The sequence below is a fragment of the Paenibacillus sp. FSL K6-1558 genome (genome assembly GCF_038002565.1).
GTDB classification, from domain to species: domain Bacteria; phylum Bacillota; class Bacilli; order Paenibacillales; family Paenibacillaceae; genus Paenibacillus; species Paenibacillus polysaccharolyticus.
In genome coordinates this window covers 3,495,709-3,512,629 of sequence record NZ_JBBOCV010000001.1, presented here as the reverse complement: position 1 = coordinate 3,512,629, position 16,921 = coordinate 3,495,709, and the positions used below count along the sequence as shown (strand labels likewise).

General features: G+C 47.2%; 14 protein-coding genes. 8 read left to right on the top strand and 6 right to left on the bottom strand.

Annotated features, from left to right (window positions below):
- Window positions 1-135 precede the first annotated feature (135 nt).
- The gene (locus tag MHI38_RS15110; RefSeq protein ID WP_154889966.1) at window positions 136-597 is read left to right on the top strand and encodes a MarR family winged helix-turn-helix transcriptional regulator; all 462 of its coding nucleotides are present in this window, start codon (window positions 136-138) and stop codon (window positions 595-597) included.
- A 136-nt stretch (window positions 598-733) separates the two neighbouring features.
- Here the strand turns inward: MHI38_RS15110 and MHI38_RS15105 are convergent, their stop codons facing one another.
- Window positions 734-1,708 carry an aldo/keto reductase gene (locus tag MHI38_RS15105; RefSeq protein WP_341181371.1) on the bottom strand — a complete coding sequence of 325 codons (975 nt, stop codon included), beginning with the start codon at window positions 1,706-1,708 and terminating at the stop codon, window positions 734-736.
- Between the two features lie 112 nt (window positions 1,709-1,820).
- Here MHI38_RS15105 and MHI38_RS15100 point away from each other — a divergent pair, with 112 nt between their 5' ends.
- Window positions 1,821-2,882, top strand: a complete 1,062-nt coding sequence (locus tag MHI38_RS15100; protein ID WP_341181370.1) for an LCP family protein — start codon at window positions 1,821-1,823, stop codon at window positions 2,880-2,882.
- 127 nt (window positions 2,883-3,009) lie between these two features.
- On the opposite strand, the gene MHI38_RS15095 is transcribed toward MHI38_RS15100, so the two are convergent.
- Complete coding sequence (locus MHI38_RS15095; RefSeq protein ID WP_154889971.1) at window positions 3,010-3,600, bottom strand: AAA family ATPase; 591 nt, start codon at window positions 3,598-3,600, stop codon at window positions 3,010-3,012.
- 286 nt (window positions 3,601-3,886) lie between these two features.
- Here MHI38_RS15095 and MHI38_RS15090 point away from each other — a divergent pair, with 286 nt between their 5' ends.
- From MHI38_RS15090 to MHI38_RS15075, 4 genes are all read left to right on the top strand, one after another.
- Window positions 3,887-4,684, top strand: a complete 798-nt coding sequence (locus MHI38_RS15090) for an IclR family transcriptional regulator (protein ID WP_111271245.1) — start codon at window positions 3,887-3,889, stop codon at window positions 4,682-4,684.
- 95 nt (window positions 4,685-4,779) lie between these two features.
- Window positions 4,780-5,424, top strand: coding sequence for a bifunctional 2-keto-4-hydroxyglutarate aldolase/2-keto-3-deoxy-6-phosphogluconate aldolase (locus MHI38_RS15085; RefSeq protein ID WP_154889973.1), 645 nt, complete (start codon window positions 4,780-4,782; stop codon window positions 5,422-5,424).
- 293 nt (window positions 5,425-5,717) lie between these two features.
- Window positions 5,718-7,034: an MFS transporter gene (locus MHI38_RS15080; RefSeq protein ID WP_154889975.1), complete on the top strand. Its 1,317-nt coding sequence runs from the start codon at window positions 5,718-5,720 to the stop codon at window positions 7,032-7,034.
- Between the two features lie 262 nt (window positions 7,035-7,296).
- A complete protein-coding gene (locus MHI38_RS15075) occupies window positions 7,297-9,882 on the top strand; it encodes a DUF2339 domain-containing protein (RefSeq protein WP_154889977.1) in 2,586 nt (861 codons plus the stop codon).
- A gap of 135 nt (window positions 9,883-10,017) precedes the next feature.
- Here MHI38_RS15075 and MHI38_RS15070 read toward each other — a convergent pair whose 3' ends face one another.
- Window positions 10,018-10,443: a hypothetical protein gene (locus MHI38_RS15070; protein WP_154889979.1), complete on the bottom strand. Its 426-nt coding sequence runs from the start codon at window positions 10,441-10,443 to the stop codon at window positions 10,018-10,020.
- 513 nt (window positions 10,444-10,956) lie between these two features.
- On the opposite strand from MHI38_RS15070, the gene MHI38_RS15065 reads away from it, so the two are divergent.
- On the top strand, window positions 10,957-11,637 hold the full coding sequence (locus tag MHI38_RS15065; protein WP_123063975.1) for an FHA domain-containing protein: 681 nt from the start codon (window positions 10,957-10,959) through the stop codon (window positions 11,635-11,637).
- Window positions 11,638-11,775: 138 nt separating this feature from the next.
- Window positions 11,776-12,351 (top strand): class I SAM-dependent methyltransferase, encoded by a 576-nt coding sequence (locus MHI38_RS15060; RefSeq protein ID WP_261769302.1) that lies wholly within the window; start codon window positions 11,776-11,778, stop codon window positions 12,349-12,351.
- A gap of 410 nt (window positions 12,352-12,761) precedes the next feature.
- Here the strand turns inward: MHI38_RS15060 and MHI38_RS15055 are convergent, their stop codons facing one another.
- The 3 genes from MHI38_RS15055 to MHI38_RS15045 all read right to left on the bottom strand — a co-directional run bounded on the left by MHI38_RS15055 (window position 12,762) and on the right by MHI38_RS15045 (window position 16,750).
- Complete coding sequence (locus MHI38_RS15055) at window positions 12,762-15,176, bottom strand: carbohydrate-binding domain-containing protein (protein ID WP_341181369.1); 2,415 nt, start codon at window positions 15,174-15,176, stop codon at window positions 12,762-12,764.
- A gap of 67 nt (window positions 15,177-15,243) precedes the next feature.
- On the bottom strand, window positions 15,244-15,924 hold the full coding sequence (locus tag MHI38_RS15050) for a DUF4956 domain-containing protein (protein ID WP_308722590.1): 681 nt from the start codon (window positions 15,922-15,924) through the stop codon (window positions 15,244-15,246).
- Window positions 15,917-16,750, bottom strand: a complete 834-nt coding sequence (locus MHI38_RS15045; RefSeq protein ID WP_154889985.1) for a polyphosphate polymerase domain-containing protein — start codon at window positions 16,748-16,750, stop codon at window positions 15,917-15,919. Before MHI38_RS15045 ends, MHI38_RS15050 begins: the two co-directional genes overlap by 8 nt.
- Window positions 16,751-16,921: the final 171 nt, after the last annotated feature.

Below are 16,921 nucleotides of genomic sequence, written 5' to 3'. Positions count from 1 at the left end.
ATTATTTCATAGATGAATGAATAGAGATGCAACGGAAGTGTATTTCGAAGCGTTATTATAACAGATTCGTTATACCATGTATGATATATACATACATCTCTGTTGCACAAGATCGTACATCACGGAGGTAGAACAATGAAAAGCTCACGATACACGAATCCGCAAGATAGTCCCGGATATCTGTTATGGCAGGTAACAACGATGTGGCAGAAGGAAGTGCGCAGGGTATTAGAGCCCCTTGATCTGACACAGCCCCAATTTATTTTATTGCATACTTGTTTATGGCTTAATGAGCGTGACTTGGAAGGCAAGGGAGTTACCCAGGTACAGATTGCTCATTTTGCCAATGTAGACGTTAATGTTACCTCCCAAGTGTTACGAGCCCTCGAAAAAAGAGGTTACGTTAAGCGTGAGCGTCATCAGACGGATACACGGGCGAATATCATTACGACAACACCGGAAGGCACAAGGCTGGCGATTGAAGGCATGAATCTCGTGGAGGAATCGGATAAAAACTTCTTCGAACTTCTCGCGGATCGTAAAGAGGGTTATATGGAAATCATGCAGGAGTTTATTCGGAATAGAGCAGAACATTAATACGGATTACATTTTGATTCATCAGCGGCTTACGTTTACATGAGTGAATTCATGATATATTTTGCGCGAAAAATGACGAAAAATGGATAAACCTCCCTAACCATGTAAGGTTGGAAGGTTTATTTGTCATTAAAATCTAATCCAGTCTGTAGGATGCGAATGGCTGGCCATAACGGAAATCCTCGCTCAGCTGATCCAGTTCAGTCAGCAATTCACCCGAAAGCTTGAGATCGAGGCTGGCCAGATTGTGCTCCAGCTGCTCCGTCTGCGTGGCTCCTACAATTACGGTGGATACGGCCGGACGAGTTAATAGCCAGGCGAGGGATAGTGTACTTGGAGAGCAACCGGCGGCCTCTGCCTTGGCACTTACCTGCTCGCTTAGCCGAATATTGTGTTCCAGCAAGAAGCGGTTGAACGACGGGTCGGTATCTGCTCTGGAGCCAGACGGAATACTGGCTTGTCCATTGTATTTTCCCGTCAGGATACCGCCAGCCAGAGGGAAATACGGGATAATGCCTACACCTTGATCGAGACACAGCGGAACGAGTTCGTTCTCAGGTGTTCGATCGGCGAGCGAGTAACTGGTTTGCGTGGAGATATACCCCGCATATCCGCGCATCTCGCTAATGCCGAGGGCTTTCATTAGCTCCCAGGCGGTGTAATTGGAGGCGCCGATGTAGCGCACTTTGCCGGACGTAATCATGTCGTCGAGCGTGCGCAGGGTTTCATCCAGCGGGGTATGCGGGTCAAAGGTATGGATCTGGTACAGATCAACATAATCCGTCTGCAGACGCCGCAGGCTATGTTCCAGCTCTTGCTGTAGATGGTAGCGCGAGGAACCGCGCCCATGGGGACCATCATGCCGGGGCAAACCGGCTTTGGTTGCAAGCACAGCGTTTTCCCGCCGACCGGCCAGTGCCTGTCCGATAATTCGTTCTGATTCTGTGCCAGCATAGATGTTGGCGGTGTCGATAAAGTTGATGCCACGGTCCAGTGCTGCATGAAGAATACGGGTTGAAGCGGCTTGATCGGCTCTTTTGCCAAATGCATTTGTGCCCAGACCGAGTGCAGATACGCGCAGACCGCTGTTGCCTAAACGTCGATACTCCATCTCTCATCGCTCCTTTGGTGTCCAGTATTTGTATAGCCGATTATAACGTAATCTATTGAAAACGTGTTATTAATATAGTTAAATGAATGAAGAAACCGCAACTAAAGGAGATATGATGGAAAACAGTGCTGCACATTTAACTAGACGGAAGCCGAAGAAACCGAAGAAAAAATGGAAGAAGCCCCTTATCATCATACTGAGTTTATTGATTGTGCTCGGAGGCATCGGATTCATCTATCAGAAACAACTCGTTGTGCTGGCATTTAACCTGTTCGCCTCAGGTACGGTGAAGGAAGCTTTGGATGATTCGTATAAAGCCGCAGGGGATAAGGATGCGCCTGTTGTTCAACATACCGATCCTTTTTCATTGTTGTTGCTGGGCATTGACCAGCGGGATAATGAGCCAAGCCGTTCGGACACGATCATCTATTCTGTCGTGCGTCCAGAGGATAATAAAGTGTTATTGTTATCCATTCCGCGTGACTCCTACACTGAAATTGTGGGTCGTGATGTGAAGTCCAAGATCAACTCGGCTTATGCCCACGGCGAAGCCAAAATGGCGATGGATACGGTGGAGAAGCTGCTGGAGAACAAAGTGGATTTCTATGCGGCGATTAACTTTCACGGTTTGAAGGACATTGTTGATGCGGTGGGCGGCGTGGAGTTGCCAATTAAGAAAGATATCGAGAACAAAAGTAAAGCGCATGAGAAGCTGTTCGTGCAAGCTAACAAACCGATCTATAACGGCGAAGAAGCACTGGGATATGTGCGTTATCGGGAAGATTCCGATTTCAACCGTACGATGCGTCACCGGATTTTCCTAAGTAGCTTCATGAATCGTGCGATGGAGGTCAAAAATCTGACCAAAATCCCGGACATCATCAAGATTGCCGGATCGAATTTTACAACAAATATGAAATCGGACTTTATTGTGAATTTTGCCGAGTCTCTATATATGAAGGACAGCATTCCAACTATCAGCAATTACATGCTGAAAGGTGATGGGAAGATGCGTAGCGGTACGTGGTATTATGACCTGTCTGATGAAGATCTGACTTATGCGCGCGGTATGATTACGAGCTGGCTTGACCCGAATACAACGCAGCTTATCGAACCTGAATCGACGGATGAGAGCGGCACAGTAGAAAAAAGCGATACATCAGATAAAAACTAGGTTTGCAGCAATGTGGAGCCATATGGAGCAATAGGGCTTCGCGTTTTGCTGATGATGAGATAAAGGATACTAAAGTACACTAAAGTACACAGCAGGGCAGATGCTCTCTGTGTACTTTTTTGCTTCCTTAAGAACCAAGTGAGGTTACAGCTAAGGGCAACTGTGAAGTCAGCCGCTCCAGGTCCAAATGTTCTGAACTGTTATCAACAGAGACAAGCTGTATATTTTCCCACGTACAAACGTTGGCTTTCAATCCTTGCACAAAAGTATTCCAGTGCTCCAGCTTCCATCTGTCCCTCTCCAGTCCTCGACTTCGCAAGCGCTGCTCAAGCACGTCCATATTTACATCGACCCGGAGTACAACAGGAATAACCTCTTCCCACCCATACGTGGAAACCAACCCATCAATGTAATCGCTTTTATGAAAATAACCAACAAAAGGCGCATCCAGAATAACCGATCTGCCTAGTTGCAGATTGTCGTTGGCTACGTTGAGTAACGTTTCGTACTCCAGATCCATCACGATATCGCGGTAATAGCTGTTGCCGTCACGATCGTGAGGAGAATACCCTTGCGTTTCCAGAAGTTTGCCTGTAAACGTGTTACACAAAACATCTTTATCCAAGTAACAAAACTGATGCTCGGTGGCTAGTCTCTTGCCAATGGTTGATTTACCCGAGCCAGCGGAGCCAATTAGAAAAATCAGTACAGGTTTCATGTGCTTCCCCCTACAGATGATCAGGATCATATCGATCATGAATAGATTTTACTCTTCATAAAGTTCGCATATACGAACCTTATTCGCGTTGGTGAACATTCGTTTCTAGAGTAAACTGTTTCTCTCAGAAAAACAATCCCTTTTGGAGAAAAAAGAATTCAGAAAAAAATTCGGGAAAGCGGTTGATATTTTCTGAAGGCCTGATCTATAATGAGGGCATCGTTCGGTGATGTGAAATTAGTTCACATATGCGAACTTCGACGTCGAAGAATTTGAAGGAGATAACATGGACAATATTCGCATGAATAAATCTGCGGAGCGTGTAGCGGATTTACTCGTTTTATTTGCCAAAAGTGGTGCTCCGTTAACACTGAATGAAATATGCAAACAGATGAACATGCCCAAGAGCAGCGGGTTTGAACTCGTGCAGACGTTGTTGCACAAAGGGTTTATTGAAATGGACGATGTACGTCTCAAGACCTATCGCCTGGGCATTGCAGTATTTGAGACAGGTATGGCCTATTTGTCCAATATGGGAGTTCCCCATATGGCCCGGCCTTTGCTTCAGGAATTGAATCGTCAGACAGGCAGTACCGCCTTTCTTGGCATTGAAGACAAGGGAAGGATTGTATATCTGGATAAAGCGGAGAGTTATTCCGTGATGCGTCCAACGGCCAAGCTGGGCTCTCGCCGGTATATGCATACGACCGGACTGGGCAAGGCGTTGCTTGCAGCTCTTCCAACCAGCAAGGTACTGGAGATTTTGGGAGAAGGCGAGATCCCTTCGCGCACATCCTACTCCAAAGTGACGGTCCCCGATATTTTGCAGGACATGCAGGAGATTCGTGAGCGCGGTTACTCTATCGATGACCGTGAGGATCATCTGGAGATGTATTGCATCGGGTCTGCTGTCTATGATCAGTGGGACGAGCCAGTGGCTGCAATCAGTGTAGCTAGTATGTATTCTGGAATGACCCCGGAACGTGAGGCTAGCATTGTAAAGCTGGTTAAAGAAGCCGCATGGAAGCTCTCAGGTCAACTGGGCTACAGCGGTGATCGCTTGTATCCGCAAAGACAAGAGTAAGGCGATGTGGAGAGAGGTTATTTTGTCATCGGAGTGAATTGTGTAAAATCTTTAGTTCAATTTATATAGACATATGAGTTAAGGGGGATACAGATATGTGGCGTAAGCTGGAGAACTTGAACACCATTGCCGAAACCGGCATTGTACTGATTATTCGATCAGAAAGTGAAGAAGAGGCACTATCCGTTGCAGAAGCTGCAATCGCAGGAGGAATCCGGGCACTTGAAATCACGATGAGTGTACCGGGAGCGCTCGATGTGATCAAGGTTTTATCACGTAAATATGCTTCCCAAGGCATTCTGATCGGTGCAGGTACAATTCTCGATGGGGAAACGGCGCGAGCTGCTATACTGGCTGGAGCAGAGATGCTGGTAAGTCCTCAACTCAACCCTGATATGATCAAGGTGGCTAACCGTTACCAGGCCGTAACCGTTAGTGGGGCGTTCACTGCCAAGGAGATCGTAGAGACACTTGAAGCGGGAGCGGATATCGTGAAGCTGTTCCCGGCAGAAGCTGTAGGGCCGCAGTATGTAAAAGCGATGTCTGCGCCTCTGCCTCAAGCTGCGATTGCGCCTACGGGTGGAGTTACGCCGCAAAATGTGCATGAGTGGCTTGCAGCTGGCTGTGTTGGCGTTGGTGTCGGCAGTTATATCACCAAAGCAGCCAAGGATTCCGGTGATTACGGACGAGTAACGAAGGCTGCTGAAGAGTTTCTGCAGGCGGTAGCTGCTGCGCGCTAATTAACCCAAGCAGATCGGATAACCCGTGCATAGGTAAACGAAGTTCACAGCGACCAGGATTTTGCACTACGCTGGTCGTTGTGAGTATGCAGGGGGACGAAGGTCTGGAGCGTGTTGGGACAACCACAGAGATATAGAGCGTTTTTAACCAGTTATGAAAACGTATACTTCAGTAAAATCTTTCCCTTGTTGGGGGAAGAGCAGCGCTTGCTCAAACCTATAATTTCCATATTTATTCATTATATATAATATGAGTAATTTAATATTTATGTATGTTGAGGAGAGTGACTTCCATGGCAACATTAAAACCATCACCATCCCCTGCTTCGGTACCTCAAACACCAAAAGTAGGTTTGAGATGGGGCATCATTTTATTATTGCTCCTGGGTGCTATCGTAAACTATTTGGACAGATCTAATCTAAGTATTGCAAATACAACGATAGCAGCGGAATTCGGGCTATCTTCCACACAGATGGGTTTGCTGTTATCCGCCTTTTTGTGGCCTTACGCATTGGCTAATCTGCCAGCTGGCTGGCTCGTGGACAAATTCGGACCTAAAAAGATGTTTACCTGGGCGTCTGGACTGTGGTCTGTCGCAACCATACTCAGTGCGTTTACCAATACGTATTCTCTGTTATACGCGATGCGGATGCTGCTTGGTGTATCGGAGTCTCCCTTTTTCACTTCGGGTTTGAAGGTAACCGAGCGCTGGTTTGCCAAGAGTGAGCGGGGACTGCCAACCTCCATTATTAACACGGGATCACAGATTGCAAATGCTATTGCACCACCGCTTTTGACGGTTCTAATGTTAACGATGACGTGGAGAGGGATGTTTATTTTTGTCGGTGTCATTGGTCTGATTATTATGCTAATCTGGCTCAAAGTGTATCGTGATCCGACATTTGCCGAAAAACAGCTGATCAAAGGACCGGAGGCTGCGACTGAACAGAGCACAGGTACGGATAAAGCAAAAACCGCTGATGCTCCCAAAGCAAACTGGGGTTCTTTGTTCAAACACAAAAGCACCTGGTTTATGATCATCGGAAACTTCGGTATTATGTTTACGATCTGGGTATACCTGACATGGCTTCCAAGCTATTTGGAGAAGGAGCAGGGCTTTACGTTGAAGGAGACGGGGTGGATTGCCTCGATTCCGTTTGTAGCCGGAATTATCGGCGTACTGCTGGGCGGATTAATCTCGGACTTTTTCATTCGAAAAGGAGTAAATGCAGTGACCTCTCGTAAGGTTCCTATCGTTGGTGGAGCTATTTTGGCCGCAGCGTCGGTAGCGCCTATCCCATTCATCGATAGTACGGTCGTGAGCATCGTTCTATTGTCTGTTGGTTACTTTGCTTCGCAACTACCATCAGGTGTCATATGGACACTGGCTGCAGACATTGCTCCGGGTGAACAAGTAGCCTCCTTGGGTGCAATACAGAACTTTGGCGGATTCCTGGGTGCTGCGCTTGCTCCTGTTGTAACCGGATACATTCTGGACACGACAGGTAGCTTTAACAATGTATTTTTGCTGGGCGCAGGTTTGCTGCTTCTGGGTGCATTGTCCTACGGTGTATTTTTGAAAAAACCCATCCCTAAACCGACGCATTGAGTCGATTAACGAAAATGACATTCTATAATTACCTTCCATAGTATAGTTCAATCGTTTTTTTTTTGATATCTCCACGCTGCTTCTATAAATAAGCATCAGCATCTTCTGGCATCTGTGATATCACAGACCTGGAATGCTGGTGTTTTTTTGTGTAGCGGATCAGAATTGTATCCGATGGAAAGTTATCGTGAAAACCTCAATTTTTGACATAAGTATAGTAAAATATAGGAAAACATCTTATGACAACCAATGGAGGAAGTCCATGAAGGAATTTAAGGAGCGGCTTAGGCAGGTTCAGGAGCAGCAGAGGCAACTCGCTAAGGACTATCAAGCCTTACTACAGGAGTATCAGTCCGATGACCTTACGGTTCGCAACGAACAGTTGCTGGAGCAGACGGAAACGCAGCAACTTAAACTGCAACAACTGGAACGTCGTGCACGCCAGATGGAAGAAGAGAATGCGCGTCTTCGCATGGCATTGTCCGAGCAGATGCTGGACGAGAAGCTGAATCTGATCCGGGTATCGCGGGAGAAGATGGAGACCTATTTTCAAGGCAAAACGGCAGTACATAACGACCATATCAGCGAATTGGAGCATCGAACCAAAGCTAATCTGAATACTATCTTCAATCAGGCTTCCCAGCATCTGCAAGAGGATGCGGCTGAAATGAAGGAACGGATTGCCTACCTGGCAAACGAGGTGAAGTCACGGATTGACTCACACAAACAGGCCGTATGGGAGAGAACTGAGGCTGTACGTGGACAGATGCAGCATAGTTATGACCAGATGGCAGATGAGCAACTGAGTGAGGAAACGATCCAGCGCCGAATCAAGCAGAATCGGATGGAGATGCGCATTGGGCTTAGCTGGATTAACAAAGTAGCCATTTTGCTCATTATTTTGGGGGTGGGCGCAGCCTTCCGATACTCGTATACGACGTGGTTTAGCGATGAGATGAAGGGTGCGGGTTTCTTTCTGCTTGGTGCACTGATGCTCGCGGGTGGGGAATGGCTGTTCCGCCGGAAAAAGAAAACATTTGCAATGGGATTGCTCGGCGGGGGAATCTCTGTGCTGTTCGGTTCGATCTTCTACAGTTACTTCCTGCTTCATATTATCGGGTTATATACAGGTCTCGGTCTATCCGTTCTGGTGTCGGCTGTGTCCGTGCTGTTGTCATTGCGGTATCAGTCCAAGACGATCTGTTCCTTTGGTCTTGTGGGGGGATATTTGCCCTTTTTCTCGTACCTTTTTACGTTTGGGCTGGAAGGCACAGCGGTCTATACCGCAATGATCTATCTGTTGCTGCTGAACGGCATCATTGTGTTTATTTCCTTTGGGCAGCGTTGGCCGGTAGTGCACTACATCAGCTTCCTGTTCCACACGCCGTCCATGCTGATTCTGTTGTGGCTGTCGCCGAGTGAACAGGTGGGGATGCTGTATTCTGTGGTGACTTTTGCCCTGTATCTGGGTATTACGCTTGCGTATCCGTTTAAACATCGGGTGAAGCTGACTTGGTGGGATTTTGCCTTGTTAGCAATGAATACGAGCTTGAGTTGTCTTGCTTTATATGTATTGCTTGATGCGGCGGGCTGGAATGATGCGCAGGGCTTGCTTGCTGTTATTTTTGCACTCGTCTATCTCGGACTTGCGAGGTTTGTTCAGCGACATATGGCGCAGGAGAAGCAGACAATTCTACTCTTCTATCTTACGTCGCTCACCTTTACCATTCTGTTTGTTCCGTTCCAGTTTGGTTCGAAATGGCTGTCGATGGGCTGGCTGATTGAAGGCGTGTTGCTTGTTACGTTCGGACATTTCAGAAAATTCAAGGCAGTCGAGCGTGCGGGTTGGGGCATTGTGCTCCTATGTATTACAATCTTCGTGCAGTATGATCTGTTGTCGTTATTCTTTGTAGGGGAACAATCGTACTTCATGTTAAAATACTCCAGTCTCACACTGGGCACCCTGCTCATTACGCTTTATTATGCTTGGGCGCTACGCGGAAATGCCTCCGAAGGAATGGGAAAACAATTTAACTACGCCCCATGGGAACGCGGTTTCCTGGATGGATTCAGGGTGGCAGTCCTTATAAATGTATGGTTATACGTGCTCTATGAATCGAATGAACTGTATGTCAGGACTGTTGATGAAACATTCATCTTACACATGTTCTACAAAATGCTTATGTTCGCTGCGCTGACGATTGCTTTGGCGTATGGACTGGGCAAAGTGAAATGGCTTCGTGACTCGTTCCTGCGGGGATATACACTTTTCTTGCATGCGGTTGGATGCTGCATTGCACTGGCAGTAACCTTGACGATGCCTGCATTGCAGCCAGGTGTAGAGCAGCATACGGCAGCCGAGATTGTCGGACTGGTGGTACTGATTATTTTCAACGTAGGTGTGTTCTTCGCTGGGCGAGACCTACTCATCGCGGGTATCCGTGGTCAGTTCAAAAGTGTCGAGTGGTATCCCGTTATTGCGGGCATCTACTTGCTCGGCGTCATCACCGTGTTCCTGACCATTCAGTTCCAGTGGGGCGACGTAGGACTGATGTTCAGCTTGATCTACCTGGTGCTGGCTATTCTCTATATCGCGTACGGGTTCCGGAGAAAATATGTCATGATCCGGCGTCTCGGTCTGGGCCTGACGTTGTTCGCCACAGGCAAGATGGTGTTCTACGATGTCAGTCTGTTGACGGCGGGCAGCAAAATCATCGCGTATTTCAGCTTTGGTCTGCTGCTACTGGGTATCTCGTATCTGTATCAAAAGGTGTCCAGCCGGATGGAGGAGATTCAGGCGAAGGATCGCGCAGCGAAGGTCGAGGAAACAGATGATGAACAAAATTGATGCAGGCGTATAACCAGTGTTGTTGTACTAATCATGTTAGGAAACGCTGTGCTTGCTACGTTGCATACTTCGTTGAACGTCGTCAAAGGACTCTGGAATTAAAGTGATTCAGAGTCCTTTTTAGTGCAAAAAATGCTATGGGATCGCTTCGTAGAGCTCAGTTATGAGGTCTGCCACTTCGCCCTGTGGCTCGATTGGCTGATGATTTATATTGGTAGGTGTCATATAAAATATGACGTTTTCTTGTTTAAACATGGTCACATGAAATAACACGCCTGTTGTGTCTTCTGCGTCTGGATGCTGAACAATTTTTACATGTCGAATCTTTTCAATCCAGTCATGGATCAACTTGGGATTGGTCGTTCTTTTTGTAGAACCGTCACTGCCACTCATGATTTCAATTGAATCTACTTCAGTGATGTTATCTGGATAGAACGACCCCAGCTCTCGTGGAGTTTTATTTAATTCCACTGGATTGGGAAGATCAGAGCTTTGACAATTGCTAAGGATCAAAGCAGCAAAAAGAGCACATGTGATTGCGTGAATGGTATTTCTTTTCACTGTAATTCCTCCCCTTATATTGTGGAACGAAGGACGTGCTACAAATGTTTCGTATAGATGACATTCGTGAAACGTTTTGTACAGGAGTCGCGTTTATAATAGAGTAGCTGCCACATTTAAGGTTGATTGTTCATTCGAAGCCACGAGATTTCGGAGGCTGATGTCCCTTCTGGTGATACACCGCCATCGTCACTCACGCGTGACAGCAAGGTTAGGGTGATTGATAAAGCGAAGGCAAGCAGCACGTATATCAAAATGTTTTTTTTCTTCATGGGAAATACCTCTCTTGTTGAATAAGCTAAAGCGTCCGTCAGGGCGTTATGAGAAAAAATGCACAACGTCTGGTATAGTTATAGAATGAGTAAAGAATGTTTAAGCCTGTTTAAGTCTATGGTGTTCCTGTATATCACTATATGAAATGGCAGACATGTAAACAATGGAACAAATCTGATGAATTTATCAGTACTCGAATGAAAAGATAGAGATCGAGTGACATTAAAGGTGGGGAATAACATGCGGGAGACGGCAAAAATCGTCATTCGTACGCCGGGACAGGAGAGCGATGGTTCATTCGCCTATGTGAGTCAGGGCCGCTCGATTACGGTGGGGCGTTACACAGGTGTCAGTGAACTGGACTTGTCCATCTATAATCAGATGATATCGAAGCGGCATTGCCGCATTCATTATGACACGAAAGAACAGCTCTGGATCGAGGATCTGGATAGCAAAAATGGAACCGAACTTAATGGGCAACGCCTCGTCCCATATGAGAAATATCCGTTTGGCGAAGGGGACAGCCTGACACTGGTCAACGGTTTGATTCACCTTCGGGTGGAAGGTGATCTCGGGGAGACGAGAGAATATCGTATATCGGACTTGCTCGGCGAGGGTGTGCGTTTACAGGATCATCTGCAGACGGTGCAGGTAAACGAAGATGAAATTCCGTTGTCCAAGAAGGAATACCAATTGTTCAAGCTGCTGTATAGTGAGCTGGATCATTTTGTAACGAGGGAGCAAATTATTGCTCAGGTGTGGCCGGAACGAAGTATGTTGGAGAGTGATCCGGTGGGTATCGACGAGATTAACTCGCTCATCTACCGCACGAATCGCAAGCTGGGCATTCATTTTACGATTAAATCCGTTTACAAAAAAGGGGTATACATGAAATCTCATGTCGGGGAAACTGGCGAATAGTCACATCACTTCCTCTAGACAGAATTACCAAGTAATATTAAGTAATAGTTATCATGCCTTTTAGAAGAATATGGACAAAGGGAAGCTTCCAAGCGATCATAGACCGCCGAAGCTTCCCTTTGTTATGATGAGTTCATGATGATTATTCAATTAATTCCATGGCTGATTGCCGTGTTAACTTTGATTGCCGTTGTATGGATCGTAATCGTAAGCTGGAAAAATGGAATCTCGCCCATGCCGACATCCCGCCCGGTCAGGCAGGTAGTGATACAGGAGGTCAATCGAATAACGGGTTATGCAGATATTATGGAGGCGGGTTCGGGATGGGGAACACTTGGCATGGATGTAGTAAAGCATTGTCCTGGCAAAAGACTGACGGGCATTGAAAACTCACTCATCCCACTGTGGACTTCTCAATGCCTGACATGGCTGAGTATATGGCTCCACCGCGCTAGAGGACAACAGCATTCGTTCAAGGGACGTCTGCGCTTCATCCGCGGCAACATCTATACATGTTCCTATGCGCATGCCGATGGTGTGATCTGTTATCTGTTTCCGGGTGCAATGACTCGGCTCGTGGACAAGTTCCAACGGGAACTGCCGCCGGGTGCGAAGGTGATCAGCGTCTGTTTTGCACTGCCGGGCAAAGAGCCACTGCGCACGATTACCTGCCGCGATGCGTTGCGAACCAAGGTGTACGTGTATGCTTTTTGAGAGTAGGCAGGTTGGAATTTTCTATAGCTGTAAAATGGTTCCCTCCTTATCCTTGATTTCGTCTCAGCTAACTTCTAACGATCCCCAGTGACGCTATTTCGGTAGAAAAGCTATATTTTGGCCGTTTTTTGGCATGTTTCTTGGAAATAAGCTTTGTGGAGATCGTTAGAATTTGAAAAGGGCGTTTTACTGCCAAATAAGCTCCGTGGTGATCGTTAGAAAACCTTTAGAATATATATCCATATTTGCGTTAGGCTTACAGGTTCCTGTTGGATGACCTATCTTCCCCATGTGAAAAACAAGCAAAGTCCGGCTCTGATTTCACCTTGATTGTGAAATCAGAGCCGGACTTTTTAAAGTTGTGTAGGTCAGGGCAGGCTTGCCCTTTCGGCTCACAAGTACATCATCAGTTACTTTGCCGAATCCGTAGTTCCTGTAGTGCCAGTTGTGCTTGTCGTACCTGTTGTATCTGTAGATGTACCGGATTGTGAACGATTTCTTCCACCGCCGAATCCGCCTTGTCCATTGCCACCGCCAAAACCACCCATGCCGGAGCGCGCTGTTGTTACGCCTGATTCATTCACCCAAGTCACATTACTTGTGGATTGGAAAGCAACGATTTGGGTTCCGCCGCTATACGTACCGCCAGTGTAGAGTCCGTCCACCGCTTTGCCTGTTGATGTCCCGCCAGAGAAGATGACATATGATCCATCTTTTGCGAGATCCGGTGAGCTAACGACTACGTTTTGGTAGTCTTTGGCTGGTGCAAACGTCAGAATATTATTTCCTTTGCTGTCCTGAACATGAACCAGTGTTCCAGCTTTTTGTGTCTCAGGGAAGGTCATCACGATTGTATTTTGAGTTGAATCATCGGAAGTGCCTTGCGCCATACCGGAGCTTCCCGCAGCCACCAGATATCCGCCACTGATTACAAATGTGCCGTCATAATCCAGTGCTCCATTACCGTTAGTCGTTGGGCCATTCACGATAACCGTTCCGCCCGTCATTGTGATAGAGCCATTGGAATCCAGACCATCACCACCAGCATTTACGGTAAGGGTTCCGCCGTTGATGTGAAGCTCGTTATTGCCTGATGATTCGCCTGCCATACCGCCAGGGCCACGGGTTTGCTGGCTTGCGTCCGAACCTTGTGCCGACTGATCTGACGTGGATGTGGTACCCGTCGTTCCAGTGGAGTTAGCAGTGTCTGTATCTGCTGATTTGTTTGTGTCGGTAGCAGAACTGCTGTTATTTGTAGCTTTTCCCGTTGTAGTTGCTGTTGTGCTGCTCGTTGTTGCCTCACCACCAGCGGCATTCACCCCATCATCTGACGCCGTTACGTCTACATCCCCATCATTTAGGGTGATAATTGCCCCTTCGAGCCCTTCATAACTTTTCGTAATTCTGATTGTTCCACCGTTAATGGTCAGCGCCTGATCGGCGTGAATGCCATCATCTCCAGACTGAATGTTGAAAGTCCCATCGTTTACTGTCACATTGCTATTGCTGTGCAAGGAATCATCCATAGAATCAATGGTGTATGTTCCGCCATTCACCGTGAGATCGGTTCCTGCTTTAAGTGCTTTGGCGCTTATAGATTCTTCCTCTGTTGTTGTCGATGTATTGTCTGCATCGGCGTTGGTATCAGAGGATACTGTAGTAGTGCTAGTTGTACTCGCATTTGCCGCCTTCGTGGAGTTCGTTGTTGTTCCGCTGCTTGCATTGCCATTTGGCATTGCTGGCATATCGGCAGGTGGTTCACCATCCGGTGGTGTGCCCATATCGGTTGGAGGTGTGCCGCCATTCATTGCGCCATCACCACCGAAGCCACCGCGGCCTCCGCCAAAGCCGCCACCGCCGGGGCCTTCTTCGACCTTGGCAGGTGCATTTGCACTGCCGCCAGCCGTCACGATGTTATACGTACCGCCATCTGTGACAAGTGCGGTTTCCGCCTGAATGCCGTCGCTGCCGCTCTGAATGTTAAAGGTACCGTCTGCAATCGCGACAAACCCTTTGCTGGTATCGGTGTCATTGGTCGATTTAATTCCGTCACCTGTTGCATCAACAGTAATGGTACCCGACTGAATGGCAACCATATCTTTGCCTTTGATGCCGTCGTCGGCTGCCTTGACGTTAATGGAGCCGCTGATGATTTTCAGATCATCTTTGCTTGTAATCCCTTCATTATAGTTGCCTGTGACGGTCAACTGACCTGCACCGTTAAACGTAAGATCGGCTTTGCTAAAGATGGCCGCATCCGGCTCATCGGTGCTGCTGTCTGCATATACGTATGTTTTACCATCGGAAACGGCGTTTTGGGTTCCTTTTTCAAGCGTAATCACCGCTTTGCCTGCCTTTTGAATGTAGATTCCTGCACTGTCATTGTCATGAATAGTTGCGCCGTTCAACACGAGATGTACCACACCTTTATCGGCAACATTGACCACGATCTGGCCGTCGGTTAGCTCACCGCTCAGCACATAAGTGCCTGCTTCCGAGATGGTAACTGAACCGCTCGCTGCCTTTGCACCCGAACCTGTAATTGTTGCTGACGTACCGTTCAGCTTGATCATGGTTGAAGCCGCTTCAGTCCAGCTGACATTCGTATCATCGGCATCCAGGGAGACCAGATCGGCATACTTCACGGACGTAGACTCGCTGACGGATACGATTTTGGTTGTTCCTGTTGTGGAGACGGCTGCATTGGCTGTGTTGCTTGTCGTTGCCGGAGCACTGCAAGCTGCGAGCAGACTGGTAATCATGGCGATGGACCACAGTTTGCTGCCTGTGATGATGTTTTTACGTTTCTGAGTATTTTTCTTCATATATATCGTTCCTCTCCAAATCATAATGGTGGTAATCGAACAAGCGAGCGAACTATTCTTCCAAATTTTAATATTCTGTCGTTGGACTCATCGTTAACGAGATATCCAGATTGCCGTTCCGTGTACGGATGGCATCGAGGAATTGCTTCTGATTCACGCTCTCGTGAATCGTGACGTTATAGACCAGTTCGTACAGGCTACCGAGTTCGGTCGTTCTGATTTTTTTCAGATCAAATGGGATATTAAAGGTATGGAATACTTCGTTCAGAGCCTCTTCATAACTCAAATTCTCGGGAATGGTAACCTTGAGCGTCTTCTGTTGACTCTTTTTCCCACCAAAGTTAAATCGGTTCAGTACAAACATCAGCACGCACAGGATAACGGTGAACAGAACAGCGTAACCAAAAGCCCCTACACCACAAGCCAGACCGGATGCCATCGTGAACAAAACGTAAGCAATGTCTTTCGGATCACCAGGAGCACTGCGGAAACGAATGATGGAGAAGGCTCCCGCCAAGCTGAAGGCCCGGGCGATATTGCTACCGATCAGCAGAATGATGATGGCAACAATCACGGGAAGCACAACCATAGTCAGCGTAAAACTCTGTGAATAGGTGGCCTGGTTAGTTTTCATATAGGTAAGGCTGATGATAAGTCCCAGGAAAATGGCAAGTCCAATCGTGATGACAGCACTGCTGAAACTCAAGGTTGAATCGTCTAGGGCGGAACTGAAAAGGGCATCAAGCATAGAGTACACGCTCTCTTTCTCTAATTAATTTCTCTTGTGAAGTAACCGGGGCCGCATCGTTAGGATTGAAATCAGTACCCGGGATAAGTTCTCGTTCGTTCTGATAATTCAGATTGGTGGTTCTCACCAGATGTCTGTATTCATTGCCGTATTTGGAAAATCCGGTCCGGTACAACCTGTGCTCCGACAGTAATTGGGACAGCCACATCGGAACGGTTTTCTCGGCTTTGACTTCCATCAGCCAGCGCCCGTCTTTCACGAGCGGTTCACCGTAGTCTCCCTGTTCCAGCTTCAGATCATATCTACGGCTGCGGATGTTGGTATCAAAGGTAATGCGAAGATCGCGGCTGTTCTTATCGAACAACGCCTTGCGTTCGTAGGCCAGATAAACTTTAGGTTCAAGATCGTAGAGCCGGAGAAAATATTTGATCTCTTCCAGCACCTGCGGGTTCATGTAGTCGGCCAGCTCTGGCGCTTGTCCCGAGCGGACAAAATCGTAAGCTTCATCCAGCTTCAGCGCAGTTCTGCGTTTGTTGACGAGGCCGAACACTTTCTTTTTGATCTCCAGATATACTTTCGCATTCTCTTCAGGTACACCATAAGCTCGCAAACGCAGCTTTTCCTTGTATTTCGGTTTGGACAAACTCGCTCGAATCAGTGAATCCTGCGGTGTATCGAAGTACAGATTACTGATGGAGTAAAACTCATGTTTTTTGTTGTAGGCATCCAGTTCCATGTAGTGGAGCAGATCATTGTAAAAGTGCTGGTATTGCTCATCGGTCAGCAGGTACTTGCTCTCATATCGGTTGAATACTTCAATCGCCACGACGGTTCAGTCCTTTCGGGTATGGATAAGTTGGTGTATGTTTTGATTATGTTGGGTGTGTGGTGTGTTGCTGTCATGTCTGTATCTTAGCGAAGCAACCTTGAATGAATCTTAAATCGTTTTACATTGCGTTAACATTTCTTTTCCTTCATCTATACCGTGAGGGTGTTC

What these genes read in the sequence shown, in the direction of transcription:
- MHI38_RS15080 (WP_154889975.1), top strand. Translation starts at nt 5,718, where the DNA reads ATGGCAACATTAAAACCATCACCATCCCCTGCTTCGGTACCTCAAACA.
- MHI38_RS15060 (WP_261769302.1), top strand. Translation starts at nt 11,776, where the DNA reads ATGATTATTCAATTAATTCCATGGCTGATTGCCGTGTTAACTTTGATT.
- MHI38_RS15065 (WP_123063975.1), top strand. Translation starts at nt 10,957, where the DNA reads ATGCGGGAGACGGCAAAAATCGTCATTCGTACGCCGGGACAGGAGAGC.
- MHI38_RS15105 (WP_341181371.1), bottom strand. Translation starts at nt 1,708, where the DNA reads ATGGAGTATCGACGTTTAGGCAACAGCGGTCTGCGCGTATCTGCACTC.
- MHI38_RS15090 (WP_111271245.1), top strand. Translation starts at nt 3,887, where the DNA reads ATGGACAATATTCGCATGAATAAATCTGCGGAGCGTGTAGCGGATTTA.
- MHI38_RS15095 (WP_154889971.1), bottom strand. Translation starts at nt 3,600, where the DNA reads ATGAAACCTGTACTGATTTTTCTAATTGGCTCCGCTGGCTCGGGTAAA.
- MHI38_RS15055 (WP_341181369.1), bottom strand. Translation starts at nt 15,176, where the DNA reads ATGAAGAAAAATACTCAGAAACGTAAAAACATCATCACAGGCAGCAAA.
- MHI38_RS15085 (WP_154889973.1), top strand. Translation starts at nt 4,780, where the DNA reads ATGTGGCGTAAGCTGGAGAACTTGAACACCATTGCCGAAACCGGCATT.
- MHI38_RS15050 (WP_308722590.1), bottom strand. Translation starts at nt 15,924, where the DNA reads ATGCTTGATGCCCTTTTCAGTTCCGCCCTAGACGATTCAACCTTGAGT.
- MHI38_RS15075 (WP_154889977.1), top strand. Translation starts at nt 7,297, where the DNA reads ATGAAGGAATTTAAGGAGCGGCTTAGGCAGGTTCAGGAGCAGCAGAGG.
- MHI38_RS15100 (WP_341181370.1), top strand. Translation starts at nt 1,821, where the DNA reads ATGATGGAAAACAGTGCTGCACATTTAACTAGACGGAAGCCGAAGAAA.
- MHI38_RS15110 (WP_154889966.1), top strand. Translation starts at nt 136, where the DNA reads ATGAAAAGCTCACGATACACGAATCCGCAAGATAGTCCCGGATATCTG.